This window comes from Marinomonas spartinae (assembly GCF_900089775.1).
GTDB classification, from domain to species: Bacteria; Pseudomonadota; Gammaproteobacteria; order Pseudomonadales; family Marinomonadaceae; genus Marinomonas; species Marinomonas spartinae.
In genome coordinates this window covers 496605-511500 of record NZ_FLOB01000001.1, presented here as the reverse complement: position 1 = coordinate 511500, position 14896 = coordinate 496605, and the positions used below count along the sequence as shown (strand labels likewise).

Genomic DNA, 14896 nt, shown 5'->3' with positions numbered 1-14896 from the left:
TATTCTAGTGCTTTGTCGAGTCTAGATTTGGTATAAAGTTAATCACCATTTCATCCGCTTGCGGGGCGCTACTATGGGGCGTATTCACTCGCGTCGGAATCTCAGTCGGCTGAGCCTGTATCGAGGTGGATTGCTCATCCGTATAACCACAAGCAACACACTCACGATATTGCTTTTCCTCTTCGTCATCGCGCCAAGCACGAATTTTATCCATTTCATTACAACGAGGGCATACTGCCCCTGCGATAAAGCGTTTCACTGTCATAACCCTAACACCTTTAAAAAGTGACGCCTGCGAGTGACGTCATAAAAAAACAGCGCCTTGCCTGACCACCGTCAAGCAAGGCGCTGCTTCCTTGCAGAACGAAAGTTTATGCCGCGATGCCGCTGTGTCTCAATAAGGCATCGGTACTTGGCTCACGACCACGGAATTCAGCAAATAATTCTGCCGCAGGGCGAGAACCACCATTAGCCAATATGGTATCACGGAAGCGCGCCCCCGTATCTTGATTAAAGATGCCATCCTCTTCGAATTTCGAGAAAGCATCGGCCGATAAGACTTCTGCCCACTTATAGCTGTAGTAACCTGCAGCGTAACCGCCAGCAAAAATATGTGAAAAACCATTTTGAAAACGGTTAAATTCCGGCGGTGTCGTAACTGCCACTTTGCTGCGGACATCATCGATAACGGATTGAACCGAAATGCCTTTCTGGTATTCCATGTGCAAGCGGAAGTCAAATAGCGAAAACTCCAACTGGCGCACCATCTGCATCCCTGATTGAAAGTTCTTCGCTGCCAACATCTTATCTAACAAGTCTTGTGGTAACGGCTCACCCGTTTCGTAATGACCGGCAATATGAGCAAGCGCTTCGGGTTCGTAACACCAGTTTTCCATAAATTGACTGGGCAACTCGACAGCATCCCATACCACACCGTTAATACCAGAAACGGATGACACATCTACTTGAGTCAACATATGGTGCAAGCCGTGACCAAACTCATGGAACAAAGTCGTGACTTCGTCATGAGTTAACAGAGCTGGCTTATCGCCAATCGGCGGCGTAAAGTTACACACTAAATACGCTATCGGTAACTGCAAACGATTATCACTCAAACGACGCCGCGTGCGGCAAGCATCCATCCAGGCGCCGCCGCGTTTTGCTTCGCGAGCATAAGGGTCTAAGTAAAAGCGAGCAATATCTTCACCGGCTTTACTGATAGTAAACAGTTGCAAGTCTTTGTTATAACTATCAAACTCTTTTTCTTCGCGAATATCGACGCCAAATAAGGTTTGTGCCACGTGAAACAATCCTGACAATACCTTATTTATAGGGAAGTAAGGACGCAGTACTTCTTGAGAAATGCTGTACTGGTGCTGGCGCAATTTTTCCCCATAGTACATCATGTCCCAAGCATTCAATTCTTCCACGCCATTTTCACCTTTAGCAAAGGCTTTTAATTGTGCAAGGTCTTGTTCTGCCGAGCTTTTTGACTTTTTAGCAAGATCTTCTAAGAAATCGATCACCTGCTGTCCGCTGTCAGCCATCTTGGTTGCCACTGACAACTCAGCATAGTTATCAAAACCAAGGATTTGTGCCATTTCATGGCGTAACGCTAAAATCTCATCAATCAAAGGGGCATTATCGAACTTAATATCGCCTCCTTGATCTGACGCTCGTGTTGCAAAAGCGCGATACATCTCTTCGCGTAACGGTGCGTTATCTGCGTAGCTCATCACGGGGATGTAAGAAGGGAAATCCAAAGTAAATAACCAACCGTCTTTTTCTTTGGCTTCGGCCATTTGCTTCGCTTGCGCTAGTGCGGATTCAGGTAGCCCCGATAGCTCACTTTCGTCAGTAATCAGTTTGCTCCATGCCTGCGTCGCATCTAAGACATTTTCGCCAAACTGACTACTCAACTCAGACAAGCGTTGACTGATTTCACCATAACGTTTTTTGGCTTCGCCTTCTAGGGCCACGCCAGACAACTCAAAGTCTCGGATGGTTTGCTTGAGCGCTTCGCTCTGCGCTTGTGTTAACTCTTTTGCCGCGTCACTTTCTGCTAAGCGCTTATAAGCTTGGTAAAGATCCTTGTTTTGCCCCAAATCCGTGTAAAACTGGGTCAACTTAGGCAAGCAGGCATTATAGGCCTGACGTAACTCTGGTGTATTTTTCACAGAGTTTAAGTGACTGATCGGAGACCAAAAATTACTTAAATCATCGTGAAGCTGGTCTAATGGCAGCACTAGGCTTTGCCATGTTGGATGAGTATTGTCTTTCACACACTCATCAATGGCTTTCTGGTTACCCTCTAGTAATTGCGTTAAATCTGCCTCGATATTTTCCACTTTTAAGGAGGAAAAGACGGGTAAACTGGTGGCATCCCATACAGATTGAGACATATCATGTTATCCTTTTATCACTAACGAAGAGTCGTTTCAGTAGATTGACTTACTGTTTCAATATGATGTTGGTTATTAATATAAAACCTTTGCCGACAGACCCAAACCAAGACGGGAAAATAGGCAAAAAAACGGTGACAATGAGTGATAAGTATCTTGAGTCTACAACAAAATACTATTGCGCTTGGCCGTCACGTCTAGGTCTGTGCATGTAACAATAACCAGTCACAATAACTAACATAAGGCTTGTGTGCTTTTTTTCAACATCTACGAGGCTATCATTCTGATAGTCCCCGTTTACTGCACATAGAAGCACTGCACATAGAACCATTAAAAAGAGAGGCGATATGGTGATGAAATCTTTCCGTGGTCACACACCACAACTAGGGGACCGCGTTTGGGTCGACGAGAGCGCGGTTATCATTGGCGACGTAGAAATTGGCGAAGACAGCTCGGTTTGGCCTTTGGTCGCTATTCGAGGCGACATGCATCGTATTCGTATCGGCGCAAGAACCAGCATTCAAGACAATTCCTGTCTGCACATTACCCACGCCAGTTCCTATAAACCAGAAGGACACCCTTTAACCATTGGCAATGACGTCACTGTGGGTCATATGTCAATGCTCCACGGTTGTGAAATTGGCAACAAGGTTTTAGTGGGCATGGGCACTACCATTTTGGATGGCGCAGTAATCGAAGAGGAAGTGATTATTGGCGCTGGCTCGTTGGTACCACCAGGTAAACGCTTGGCGTCTGGCTTTTTATATATGGGCTCTCCTGTCAAACAAGCCCGTCCATTAAGTGCAAAAGAAATCGAATACTTTCAATACGCAGGCCTAAATTATGTCAAACTCAAAGATGAGTACTTAGCCGAGGCTGCACAATTAACATCAGGTCATCAAGAATGAAACGCTCCAATCTTATCTGGCTCGGTTCTTTGTGCCTCGGCATATTTATCATTTGGGGGATCAGTGCACACTATCAGTTTTATTCAGAAGAGCCGCATTTATCCAAACCCCAGCAAGCGGCCTTGAACATTACCTTGCTGTCTCAACCACAGGCCCTACCTTCCTTAGAGGGCAAAGCTGGTGCGAATACAGGCAGCTGGTTTGGCTTGCTTTTACAACCGACTATTTGCGATGCCATTTGTCAGGGAGAATCCATAGCATTTGAACAGAGCGGTCAGGTGGTAATTCGCCCTTCTTCTCCTTTATATAAACAAATTGCCATGATCATGGAAAAAGAAGGCTATCACGAGAGCCAAGGACTACTCTTATTGGTAAACCCTAAGGGCCAATTTGCTGGCAGCATAGCCCCACCTTATGGCAATCAAAAAATTGAAGAAGCCTTTAAAGCCCTTAATGAATAAGGGCTTTTTTATTTTTTAGAAAAATATTCCTGCGTTGTGTAAGAAAGCTCTACTATTGACGTCTAAACTAGGAAAAACGACAAGCAGAGGCTTACATGACAAACGCTAGCACCTCACCCGGCTCATCACCATCTCCTAATATGGGCATTTTTTTTGACGCCGAGTTCACCCAAGAACTGCGTCAGCAAATGCTGAAATTCGCCCTTCTACAAGTACGCGATGCGCAACTTGCAGAAGACGCCGTACAAGAAGCAATGATTTCCGCCTATCAAAATATTGATCGCTTCGCGCGCCAAGCGGCACTGAAAACCTGGGTCTTCTCCATTCTGAAAAACAAAGTCATTGACTTACTCCGCAAAGAGAAGCGCCATACCGCAGCCAGCCAATTAGAAGAGGGCCCGAATATCAATGGCGAAGCGTTAATCGATGCACTATTTACTGAAAATGGCCATTGGCAGAAAAATGAGCGACCACAAAAATGGGATGACCCAGACCACGGTGTTGAAAACGAACATTTCTGGCGCGTGTTTGATGCCTGTCTAAACGCTTTGCCAGAAAAGTATGGCCGTTTGTTTATGATGCGAGAGTTTCTGGAAATGGAAACCAACGAAATCTGCGATAATGAGGACCTCACACCCAATAATCTCAATGTCACTCTTTACCGCGCACGTTTGCGTTTACGTGAATGCTTAGAGGACAACTGGTACGCAGCGGAGACACTATCATGAATTGCAAACAAGCCACTCAGCTTCTTTCTGAAAAACTCGACCGTCCACTGAACGCCAAAGAAAAAGTATCCCTAGGTGTGCATACTACCATCTGTATATCATGCCGACGCTTCTCTCATCAAGTAGAAGAATTGCGAACAATTTCAAAGCGTTACGTTGAAGAATCAAAAAATGAATAAATTTTAAAATTTTTTCTGTTTTTGTGTAAGAAATCCCTCCCTCGCTTCGACAAAGGAATGTCATCACAAGGAAAGGCCGTTGGCCCACCTTGTTTATACAATCCAATAACGAAAAAAGAGGATACACCCATGAAAAACACAAAAGCGACTCTAGCACTAGCACTTGGTACTGCCGTTGCCCTATCTGCTGTAGCAATGCCAGCTCAAGCGGCTAGCAAAGAAAAATGCTTTGGTGTTGCTATGGCAGGCCAAAATGATTGTAAAGCAGGCCCAGGTACGACCTGTGCGGGAACATCAAAAGTGGATGATCAAGGCAATGCCTTCAAAATCGTACCAGCTGGTACCTGCATGGAAATGAAATCATCTACCTCTCCCACTGGCCACGGCCAGCTAAAAGCCTTCTAAACAGACACCGGAGCTTTTTTTATGTCTTGTTTAGCAAACAAAGCCGAAGATGCGCTTAGCGCTTCTTCGGGCTTTTTAACCAGCACTGGCATCAGCCTAAAACCCGTTTATTATCAGACTATCTTGACCGACTTTCCTGAGATAGGTTTCTTCGAAATTCATGCTGAGAACTATCTGAGTAAAGGCGGCCCAGCGCCATATTTCCTTGCGAAAATCCGCGAACATTACCCAATTACGGTACATGGTGTAGGTTTATCCATTGGCAGTGAATCGCCTTTGGATGTAGAGCATTTAGAACGTGTCGCAACACTGGTCGAGACGTTTCAACCAGAGATGTTTTCCGAGCACCTTGCATGGTCTTCCCACTATTCGCACTACCTGAATGATTTACTGCCCGTACCATACGATCAAACGACGCTGGATCGAGTTTGCCAGCACATCGATCAAATTCAAGAGCGCTTACAGCGCCCGATGTTATTGGAAAACCCTTCCGCCTATTTTGAATTTGCTCGCAGTGAGATGAGTGAGGTCGAGTTTTTGAGCGCCATCACCAAGCGCACAGGCTGCGGTCTATTGCTTGATGTGAATAATGTGGAAGTATCTTGTTTTAACCGTAGAGGAGATCCTTACGAGTATTTGAATGCTTTTCCGATGGACGCTGTGGGTCAAATACATTTGGCAGGTCATACTATGGATGCCAATCAAAACCTACCTCTGAAAATAGACAGTCACGATGACACCGTGTGCCAAGACGTTTGGGCGCTTTATCAGCATACCTTGCGACTGGCTGGCGATATTCCAACTTTGATTGAACGTGACGGTAAGCTGCCGACCATTAACGAATTGATGAAAGAGGCTCAGTTTGCTGATGAGCTTCGACAAGCGGTAATCCAAGAGAGGCATCATGAACTCACACTTTAAATCCGCCCTTTTCTCCCAAGACGCAAGCTTCTATAACGAGATTAAAGCAGATTCCTTGGCAGAAAAAGAAACACGCTTAAATATCTATCGCAACAATGTCTTTGTCTCTTTGATTGAAGCACTGAGCGACATTTTTCCGGTTACCCATTCTATAGTGGGTGATGATTTCTTTCGCGCAATGGCACGGACTTACATTGTTGAACATCCACCAAGTTCGCCTATCTTACGCGAGTACGGGCAGAGCTTTGCAGACTTTATTCGTGGCTTTGAAGCCGCTAACAGTTTGCCTTTTTTAGCAGACCTTGCGGCATTGGAGCGTAATTTGCTCACTCTGACTCATGAGAGAGAGCAGGACACACTGACCCGAGAAGAGGTTGCTACTGTGTTTGCCAAGGTTGAAGATCCCAGTACCTTGTATATAAATTTACCTTCCAGCACACAACTATTCGCCTCTCCCTTTGCCATTGGCTCTTTATATCATGCCCACCAGAGTGATGGAAAATTACGCTTAGACGAAGTGGATATTTATGAAAGTGAGTATTTACTTATATGTAAATCTTTTCTTTATGCACAACTGCATGTCATCCGCTTTAGCGAAGCCTGTTTTTTAAAAAACCTCTTGCAGCACAAATCACTGGAAGAGGCCATTCCAGATGAAGCCGATTTTGACCTAGGCAACATGCTGGCCAAGTTGATCGAGTGGCAGCTGATTAGCCGTATTTCGAACCAACCACCAGCCATTTACCAACAAGAAAAATAAGGAAAACACTATGGTGCGTTTCATACTATCTAGAAGTGAGAGTCTGTTTCGACTGATTCCGGAGTCCGTGATTTTGTTCATAGCCCGCTTTGGTATCGCTGCGGTATTTTGGAAATCCGGTCAGACCAAAATCGAAGGATTCTCCTTAGACATTATCAGTGGACACATACATCTAGGCTGGCCACACCTGTCAGACACCGCGATTTATTTATTCGAAAACGATTACAAGCTTCCACTACTCGCCCCAGTGGTTGCCGCTGTAATGGCCGCCTTAGCTGAGCATATTTTGTCGACCTTGATTTTATTCGGCTTATTTACCCGTTTAGCGGCATTTGGCTTGGCTTTTATGACCATGGTGATTGAAATTTTCGTCTACCCAGATGCTTATCCAACCCATGCTACTTGGCTAGCCCTTACACTGTTATTGATGTTAAAAGGGGCTGGTAAGTTGTCTTTAGATCATTGGATTAGCAAACGCTAATCATTAGCTATAAAAAGGGAAAACGTGGGTGAGGCCTTTTACATTTGGCGATAAGCAAACTGATTGAGACACTTTAAGCTCTCCAGCCCCGTTTTGAGCCGACCTGTTAGAAAATACGTCGCAATGTGGTTTTATAAAAATCAAAGGCGTCAACAGCGCCTTTTAACACGCGATGGGATTGCTCATCAGTCAGCTCCAGAGCATCCAGTTGGGCAACAAATTGACGCCAATGGAGCGCCCGTCCTTCGATGGGAGACGCTAAATGCCGCGCGCCATGATCTTTATCAAAGTAGAGTTTTTGCGTTTCTTTGTATAAAAAAGCGGCGCCGATGTTAGAGCCTTCGCTGCAATATAACCAACCAATGGCCTCGTATACATCATCCACTTTCGCCACCATATCAGCATCAATTTGTGGCACTAATCCTAGATCGGCCAAATCCGCTTCGACTGCGTCCAAACGCGATAATGTACTAAGCCCTGGTAGTATGGCTTGCAATGGTTCATGGTGATACAAGGGAGCAACACTAAGATGAAAAAGATACTGCAGCGTTAGAAACTTCGCATAATTTTCTTGACTGGCGAAGGGTTTAGAGGACATCACCATCTGGTCTACCCCATCGTGGTCTCCTCGGGTAGACAGTTTTAAAAATTTAGCGAGGGAGCGTCGATCTTTTGTACCCAAAGTCACGGCCATTTGTGTCTCATTCAATATTCGATACCACTAATGGTAGTGACAATACAGAATAACCGCCACGTTAAACAGTCGCCTTTTTTACCGATTCTGGGCGCGACCATATCCATATATTGGCGCACAACATACATCCGATACACAACGCAATCAATAAAGGGTGCAAGGCACTGAGTAACAATAAAATAGCGCAGACCAGCATGCTGATGGTGGCAGCGATTTTACTTTTTCGAGAAACGACGCGACCATGATGCCAGTTATATAACAGAGGGCCCGTAAAACGGTTTTCATGTAAAAATCGATAAATACGCGGCGATGCTTTAGCAGAAGACCAAGCACACAACAAAATAAACTCAGTAGCAGGAATTCCAGGCACCAAAATACCGACAAATGCCATAATCAAGCTCAAGACAGCGATGATCTGAAAAGCCAATCTTTTTGCACGCCCCATCTTCGGTGGGGTTACTGGTTCGACACAGACAGTGTCTTTTAGGTCTTTCATTTTTAACGCCACTTTTATCTATGAAAAAAGGTATATCACTCTCTAACGCCGTCTAAATGGTAAACTATAAGTAATCAAAAACAACATGGCCACGCACACCACCACACTGGGCCCAGTTGGGGTATCCCAATGATAAGACGCCCACAAGCCACCACATACGGATAAACAGCCAATAAAGCTGGCAATAGACGCCATTTGAATCGGCGTACCAGATAGCTTACGAGCGGTCGCAGCGGGAATGATCATCAAAGAGGTAATCAGCAACACCCCAACGATTTTCATCGCCACCGCAATAACCAGCGCCACCAGCAACATCAAAAGCAGCCGAATCGATTCCACTGGATAGCCTTCCACTTTTGCTAACTCTTCGTTCACCGTCATGGCTAATAATGGCTTCCAAAAAGCCACCAGTAAAGCAATAACGAGCAAACCACCACCATACACCCAATACAAATCGGTCTGACTAATCGCCAGCAAATCCCCAAACAAATACGCCATTAAATCGATACGGATATTATCGAGAAAACTCACAGCCACCAAACCAAGAGAAAGAGAAGAGTGGGCGAGAATCCCCAACAAGGTATCCGTGGCGATAATATGCTTCTTTTGCAACGTCACCAAAACAGCGGCCAAGCCCACACATAAAACGATAATAGCTAGGTTCAAATTAACATTTAGCAAAAAGCCCAGCGCCACCCCGAGCAAGGCCGAATGGGCAAGCGTATCACCAAAATACGCCATACGTCGCCATACCACAAAGGAGCCTAATGGTCCTGCTACCGCCGCGACGCCCAGTCCCCCGATTAAGGCTCTGATTAAAAAATCCATCATATTACAGAATACTCCAAACTGGCACGTAGAAAACGACACATAGATATAACGACATTAATGGTGGGAGCAATGGGTGTGATCCTGATGATCACCATCCTGCGAGGTATCGGCGTCGAGTACGTCGCCATGCTTATCATGAACATGATCGTGCTGATGGGCATAAATGGCGATGGACTCTTCGGCTCCAGGAATACCAAATAAAGCCTGATAAGCGGGGTGTCCAGTTACCTGTTGAGGCGTACCTGAGCAGCATACATGCTGATTAATGCACACCACAGTATCGGTTTTGGCCATGACTAAATGCAAATCGTGGGACACCATCAACACAGCGCAATGCAACTCATTGCGGATATCTTCTATCAAATTATAAAGCGCCACCTGACCATTCACGTCCACACCTTGTACTGGTTCATCTAATACCAATAAATTCGGACGACTTAATAAAGCACGCGCTAATAATACCCGCTGCGTTTCTCCGCCTGACAGCACATGCACTTGTGAATCCAGCAAATACCCAACACCGACCTTTTCCAGTGTCGGTAAAATATCACGTTTATTGACGTTACGAACCAGCGCCAAAAAGTGCCTAACCGTCAGGGGTAGAGTGGGGTCAATATGCAACTTCTGCGGCATATAGCCGATGCGCAATGCTTTATTACGTATCACTTTACCTGAGGTCGGCGCTTGCAATCCCAGCAAAGTACGAATCAAGGTACTTTTGCCACTGCCATTCGGGCCGATCAAGGTGACTATCTCTCCCTCGTCTATGGTCATATCAATATTGGACAACAAAATACGCTGGTCAAACGTAATACCGATATTTTCGAACGAGACTAAACGGATGCTCACGACTTATCCTTAGCGGCTTTTTTAGCGGCTTCACCCGCACTCTTACAGGCAGCGCATAACCCTGTTAACTCGATGGTTTCTGCACGTAATTCAAAGCCTTGTTTTTTTGCTTTATCGATCAAAGAGGAATGGATATCTTGATAATCAAACTCCATGACATTATGGCATTCATCGCAAATCAGAAAATACCCTTTATGGGCCCTATCCGCATGGGCACAGCCTAAATAGGCATTCATCGACTCCACCTTGTGAATTAAGCCGGCGTTCAGTAAAAAGTCCAGTGCACGGTAGACTGTCGGCGGAGCCGAATTAAACCCTTCTTCCGCCAATTTTGCCAATAACTGATACGCCCCTAACGGACGATGGCTTTCCCAGATCAATTCCAATGCCCGACGACGCACCTTGGTTAAACGTTGCCCTTGTTCCAGACACAACGCTTCCGCCGTCTGCAGCGCCGATTCAACACAATGGTCATGATCGTGATGCTCTTCATCCTTAGGATGATTGTGTTTTTCACTCATTAAAAAGGCCTTCCTGCATAGCTTGCGTACGTCCAAATCATGGAAATACTGATAATAATTAATGCAATCGCCGCAAAATACCCAAAGCCAACGGATAGTCGTCTCCGCCAGACACCTTGTGTACCGCTGATTGCAAAACTGCTGTCGCGTATCATAACACTAATGATCGCCAGCCCTGCCACCGTGATGGCCGTTCCCAGAGACATCGCCGCTGTCGCCACCAGCCCCCAATGAAAAATACCCGCACTCATGGAAAACACTAACACCAACACGGCGCCAGTACAGGGACGAATTCCCACGGCGCCCACCATGGCCCAAATACTCCGACGATCCGCCTTTTGGTCATCCAACACAACCTGCTCGACAGGTTTAACTTCACCATGATGATGTTGGCAAACCGGATCGCCACAACCTTTATGTTCACCATCGTGATCATGAGTATGGTCATGATGGACATCTATGGTCTTGTGATCATGGGAATGATCGTGTCCACAACTGGACTTCCCCCGTAGTAAACGCACCAACATCCAGACTCCAATCAAACCCACGGCAGCAAAACTGGCGATCTCAAAAAATTGGCTAATGCGCATAGCCTTACCAACTAGGGAAAACATCTGCCCCAACACCACAATCAGGGCCACCGCCATCAAGCCTTGTACAGCCGCACACAAAAAAGACAGGCCAATGGCACGACGCAGTGGTGCTCGGCTGGCTAACATATAAGAAGAAATGACCGCTTTACCGTGACCAGGCCCCGCAGCATGGAAAATGCCATAAATAAAACTACCGGAGACTAAAGACCATAACAGCGCTGGACTATCGTCACGACTTAACTTTTGTACCGCCATCACCAACTGACGGTGTAAATCCACCTGCTCGTAGACTACCCAATTAAGAAAGCGTGTATAACCAAAATCCCCCCAATCCCAAGCGGCATAGGCATCAATCGGTATCGACAGACATACACAAGATATCAACAAAAAAACGGCGTTCTTAGCCATCCACTTCTCACTTAGTAACCATGGTCCCGTTATATTATAACAGGACGAAGACAAGAAGAAGTCAACGTACTAACACGCCGTTTCAAAAAATTACCTTCGAGTGGTAAACCACAGGACATTAGGAGAACAAAATACCGACCGTTAAGCTGGATGTAAAAAGCCCATCACGCCACTCATTAAAATTTGCGACGCCATTGCGGCCAAAATCAAGCCCGTAATTTTAGACAAGACATTTAATCCTGTTCGCCCCAGTATTTTTTCGATTAGCGAACCAGAATACAAAATCACCGCCAAAGATAAGAGGGCCAGCAGCAACCCCATGATCCCCATGACTAAATGCCAACCATGAAGTTCAGCGCCGTATACCAAAATAGTACCGATGGTCGCCGGACCAATGATAATCGGCACCGCCAAGGGCACCACGGATACATCGTCACGCTCTTCACTCGGCATACCTACCGCATGGTTGCGCGTACCATCTTTGACCAAGCTTAAGGCGGATAAAAACAGCAACACACCGGAACCAATACGGAATGCATCCAAGGTAATGCCCAGCACGTTAAACAATGCACCACCAAAAAATAGCAGCACCATAGCAATGACCAATGAAGCGATCAGCGCCTTGTTAGCCACCTGTCGTCGTGAGGCCGCAGATTCACCTCGCGTTAACGCGAGAAACATAGACAGCACAAAAAAGGGAGCAAACAGGAAAAAGAATTTAATCCAAGTCGTAATTAATAAGCTTATCAAGAGAGTTATCCAAGATCGGCATTGCTTAACAAGGGATCACCTTTGAAACAACGCGAGTTTTACACCAAAGCCCAACAGCAATACCCCCGTTAGACTATCCAAGACTTGCGCCACTTTTGGTCGCGCCAGCCATACGCGCGCTCGATGAACCATAAGCGCGAGAAACGTTTGCCACACCATCGCTATGATAAAGTGAAGGGAGGCCATAAAAAGCGATTGAGCCAAGGCCGAATGGGCAGGATCAATAAATTGAGGCAAAAATGCCATGTAAAAAATAATCGGTTTCGGATTCAATACATTCGACAAAATACCCTGGCGAAAGCACCCCCAGCGAGTCAGGGCTCTAGGGGATTTTACTTCCTTAAACGCAATGCCTTGTGGAGCCAACGCACTGCGGATGGCTTGTACCCCCAAGTACACAAGATACGCTGCGCCAAGCAATTTAAAGACGGTAAACAGCTCAGCCGACCCCAGCAGTATGACCGACAGCCCCAATGCAGACACCGTCGCATGGGCAAACAGCCCCATACAAATACCTAAGCTCGTCAAAAAACCTAAACGCCAACCGCCAGCTGCGGCATTACGCATCACCAAAATCGTGTCCACACCAGGACTTAAGGTCAGCAGTGTAATCGCAGCGAGAAAAGGCAGCCATTGGAAATGCTCTAACATAAAGACAAGCCCTTCAGAAAATGTGCAATAGGATAATCCTATAGAATGTCACGGCGCTGGTTCACAGGTTAAATCCACCCAGGTCTCAATGCCTCGCTCTTTGCCATCGTGACTAATGGGCGTACAACTTTCTGCCAACTTGCCTGAAAGACGTAACAAGCCTTCTTCCAACGGCACCATCGCAAAGTAGTAATCTGAATCACCAAAAGCGATGCTTAAAGTGGACTGATAAAGATTCACAGGCGCCTTTAATGTCACTTTGAGATCTACCGTAAGCAGCTTATTTTTAAAGCTAAAATGCGTAATCTCAACGTCTTTTGGCCTAACCGTTTTCTGGTTTACTTTAAGCTGGACAAAATAGTCATTTTTTTTCAGGTTTCGCAAGCCGTTTAATAGCTCTTTGCGCTCCTCACCCATTAACTTACCATCACCATTTGTATCGTAATTTTGTAGCAGACTAAGAGAGGTAAAGGCATCCATTGACCAAGTTGCGTCAAACGTTTGGATCGCTGGGCTATCTACCGTGATTTGATACTGTGAATCCACCCATATGTGCGGATGAGCCAGCGCCTGATTCGCCCCTAACAACGCACCCAAAACAAGCCCTATAAAGCGCAACACAGAAAAAGGAGACAAGGCCATTACTCCATCAATGCTGGTGCATAACGCACTCGCGCCTCTAGAATACGTTGAAATTCACGCGGATCATGTTGCTGAGCCAAACGTTCCGGATCATGCTTCGCCTTATGCCAAGCTTCCAAACGAGATAGCCAAAAACGCAATGCCGCAATACGCAGCATATAAGGCCAAGCTGCAATCTCTTCAGCACTTGGCTCGCGCTCATGTATGTAAGCGTTCACTAATGAGCGATATTTTTCCATATCAAGCTCACCTGTGGCCATGTCTGAGCACCAATCGTTCACCACAATGGCAAAATCGTACATAGTCCAAGAATAGCAGGCATTATAAAAATCAATAATTGCGGATAATTGCCCATTCTCAAATAACGTATTGTTGTAGAAGAGATCCCCATGAATGGTCGTCTTTGGCAAATAATCATGCTGGGCAATAAACACATCAAACTCAGCCACTTGCGACATCAACAGCGTGGCTTGTTCAGGCTCTAACTCATGCTCAATAGCTTTGCTGGTTTCACGCCACCATTCCATGCCTCGATGACTTTCACGGTGCTCGGCAAAGTCTTCCCCTGCCACATGCAGTTTCGCCAATGCCGCCCCCATCAAACGGCACGAATCCACATCCGTTTGTTTCAATTCACTACCCGGGAAGCAATCAACAATAATAGTGGGGCGCCCTTTCACCACGCGCAAGCGTTCCCCATGAATATCAATCAACGCCGCTGGGACATTAAAGCCCTTATGCTTTAAATGCGCCACCACATTCAAAAAATACGGGACTTCCTCAAATTCGAACTCTTCAAACAAGGTCACCACATAGCGTCCTGTGGTGGTTGTGAGAAAGTAGTTGGTGTTTTCTACACCACCAGCAATCCCCTTAAAGGAAACCAGTTCACCTAAATAATAATCAGCCACAAGGCCGCGCATGTCAGAGTCCGAGAGGGAAGTGTAAACAGCCAAGTTTCTACCTATAAATCGTTAATAAAGAAATCGAATAACATAATAAAGAGGCCTTTTTATCCTATTAGAGCCATGTTCGACCCGATTGATAAGTCACTCAAACTCATTGCTCATCCCATTTTTACAAGTTCTGTTACAGAGCAAAGGCCTCAACACGCCTATGCTCCACAATAAGCATCAAAAGGTCAATTTGTTCTACGTAATTCTATCGTTTGACTAAAAAGTTTTTTCTTATTTAA

At 45.8% G+C, this 14896-nt stretch carries 20 protein-coding genes; 8 read left to right on the top strand and 12 right to left on the bottom strand.

Features of this window, described 5'->3' with window-relative positions:
* Window positions 1-4: 4 nt before the first annotated feature.
* Both MSP8886_RS02305 and prlC read right to left on the bottom strand, forming a co-directional pair.
* Window positions 5-265: a YheV family putative zinc ribbon protein gene (locus tag MSP8886_RS02305; RefSeq protein ID WP_067012267.1), complete on the bottom strand. Its 261-nt coding sequence runs from the start codon at window positions 263-265 to the stop codon at window positions 5-7.
* 106 nt (window positions 266-371) lie between these two features.
* The gene (prlC, locus tag MSP8886_RS02300; RefSeq protein WP_067012264.1) at window positions 372-2402 is read right to left on the bottom strand and encodes an oligopeptidase A; all 2031 of its coding nucleotides are present in this window, start codon (window positions 2400-2402) and stop codon (window positions 372-374) included.
* Between the two features lie 347 nt (window positions 2403-2749).
* Here prlC and MSP8886_RS02295 point away from each other — a divergent pair, with 347 nt between their 5' ends.
* From MSP8886_RS02295 to MSP8886_RS02260, 8 genes are all read left to right on the top strand, one after another.
* Window positions 2750-3310 (top strand): gamma carbonic anhydrase family protein, encoded by a 561-nt coding sequence (locus MSP8886_RS02295; RefSeq protein WP_067012262.1) that lies wholly within the window; start codon window positions 2750-2752, stop codon window positions 3308-3310.
* On the top strand, window positions 3307-3771 hold the full coding sequence (locus MSP8886_RS02290; protein ID WP_067012260.1) for a hypothetical protein: 465 nt from the start codon (window positions 3307-3309) through the stop codon (window positions 3769-3771). The genes MSP8886_RS02295 and MSP8886_RS02290 overlap by 4 nt, the downstream gene beginning before the upstream one ends.
* A 95-nt stretch (window positions 3772-3866) precedes the next feature.
* On the top strand, window positions 3867-4499 hold the full coding sequence (locus MSP8886_RS02285) for an RNA polymerase factor sigma-70 (protein WP_083200731.1): 633 nt from the start codon (window positions 3867-3869) through the stop codon (window positions 4497-4499).
* Entirely contained in the window at window positions 4496-4678 is a 183-nt protein-coding gene (locus MSP8886_RS02280; protein ID WP_245659006.1) for an anti-sigma factor family protein, read from the top strand. Before MSP8886_RS02285 ends, MSP8886_RS02280 begins: the two co-directional genes overlap by 4 nt.
* A gap of 129 nt (window positions 4679-4807) precedes the next feature.
* Window positions 4808-5083: a BufA1 family periplasmic bufferin-type metallophore gene (locus MSP8886_RS02275; RefSeq protein WP_067012258.1), complete on the top strand. Its 276-nt coding sequence runs from the start codon at window positions 4808-4810 to the stop codon at window positions 5081-5083.
* Window positions 5084-5104: 21 nt separating this feature from the next.
* Entirely contained in the window at window positions 5105-6004 is a 900-nt protein-coding gene (gene bufB / locus MSP8886_RS02270) for an MNIO family bufferin maturase (protein ID WP_067012256.1), read from the top strand.
* Window positions 5988-6764 (top strand): HvfC/BufC N-terminal domain-containing protein, encoded by a 777-nt coding sequence (locus MSP8886_RS02265; RefSeq protein WP_067012254.1) that lies wholly within the window; start codon window positions 5988-5990, stop codon window positions 6762-6764. Before bufB ends, MSP8886_RS02265 begins: the two co-directional genes overlap by 17 nt.
* A gap of 10 nt (window positions 6765-6774) precedes the next feature.
* On the top strand, window positions 6775-7245 hold the full coding sequence (locus tag MSP8886_RS02260) for a DoxX family protein (RefSeq protein WP_067012252.1): 471 nt from the start codon (window positions 6775-6777) through the stop codon (window positions 7243-7245).
* A gap of 106 nt (window positions 7246-7351) precedes the next feature.
* On the opposite strand, the gene MSP8886_RS02255 is transcribed toward MSP8886_RS02260, so the two are convergent.
* The 10 genes from MSP8886_RS02255 to MSP8886_RS02210 form a co-directional block, all read right to left on the bottom strand.
* Window positions 7352-7939 carry a biliverdin-producing heme oxygenase gene (locus MSP8886_RS02255; RefSeq protein WP_067012250.1) on the bottom strand — a complete coding sequence of 196 codons (588 nt, stop codon included), beginning with the start codon at window positions 7937-7939 and terminating at the stop codon, window positions 7352-7354.
* 61 nt (window positions 7940-8000) lie between these two features.
* The gene (locus MSP8886_RS02250; protein ID WP_067012248.1) at window positions 8001-8435 is read right to left on the bottom strand and encodes a YbaN family protein; all 435 of its coding nucleotides are present in this window, start codon (window positions 8433-8435) and stop codon (window positions 8001-8003) included.
* A gap of 42 nt (window positions 8436-8477) precedes the next feature.
* On the bottom strand, window positions 8478-9266 hold the full coding sequence (gene znuB / locus MSP8886_RS02245; RefSeq protein WP_067012246.1) for a zinc ABC transporter permease subunit ZnuB: 789 nt from the start codon (window positions 9264-9266) through the stop codon (window positions 8478-8480).
* Between the two features lie 54 nt (window positions 9267-9320).
* Complete coding sequence (gene znuC, locus MSP8886_RS02240; protein WP_067012244.1) at window positions 9321-10115, bottom strand: zinc ABC transporter ATP-binding protein ZnuC; 795 nt, start codon at window positions 10113-10115, stop codon at window positions 9321-9323.
* Window positions 10112-10636 (bottom strand): Fur family transcriptional regulator, encoded by a 525-nt coding sequence (locus MSP8886_RS02235; RefSeq protein ID WP_067012243.1) that lies wholly within the window; start codon window positions 10634-10636, stop codon window positions 10112-10114. Before MSP8886_RS02235 ends, znuC begins: the two co-directional genes overlap by 4 nt.
* Window positions 10636-11637 (bottom strand): nickel/cobalt transporter, encoded by a 1002-nt coding sequence (locus MSP8886_RS02230; RefSeq protein WP_067012241.1) that lies wholly within the window; start codon window positions 11635-11637, stop codon window positions 10636-10638. Before MSP8886_RS02230 ends, MSP8886_RS02235 begins: the two co-directional genes overlap by 1 nt.
* A gap of 141 nt (window positions 11638-11778) precedes the next feature.
* Window positions 11779-12384, bottom strand: a complete 606-nt coding sequence (locus MSP8886_RS02225) for a MarC family protein (protein ID WP_067012984.1) — start codon at window positions 12382-12384, stop codon at window positions 11779-11781.
* A gap of 39 nt (window positions 12385-12423) precedes the next feature.
* A complete protein-coding gene (locus tag MSP8886_RS02220) occupies window positions 12424-13059 on the bottom strand; it encodes a LysE family translocator (protein ID WP_067012239.1) in 636 nt (211 codons plus the stop codon).
* 48 nt (window positions 13060-13107) lie between these two features.
* The gene (locus tag MSP8886_RS02215; RefSeq protein ID WP_175365245.1) at window positions 13108-13695 is read right to left on the bottom strand and encodes a DUF1007 family protein; all 588 of its coding nucleotides are present in this window, start codon (window positions 13693-13695) and stop codon (window positions 13108-13110) included.
* 5 nt (window positions 13696-13700) lie between these two features.
* Window positions 13701-14657 (bottom strand): homoserine kinase, encoded by a 957-nt coding sequence (locus MSP8886_RS02210; RefSeq protein WP_067012235.1) that lies wholly within the window; start codon window positions 14655-14657, stop codon window positions 13701-13703.
* Window positions 14658-14896 lie beyond the last annotated feature (239 nt).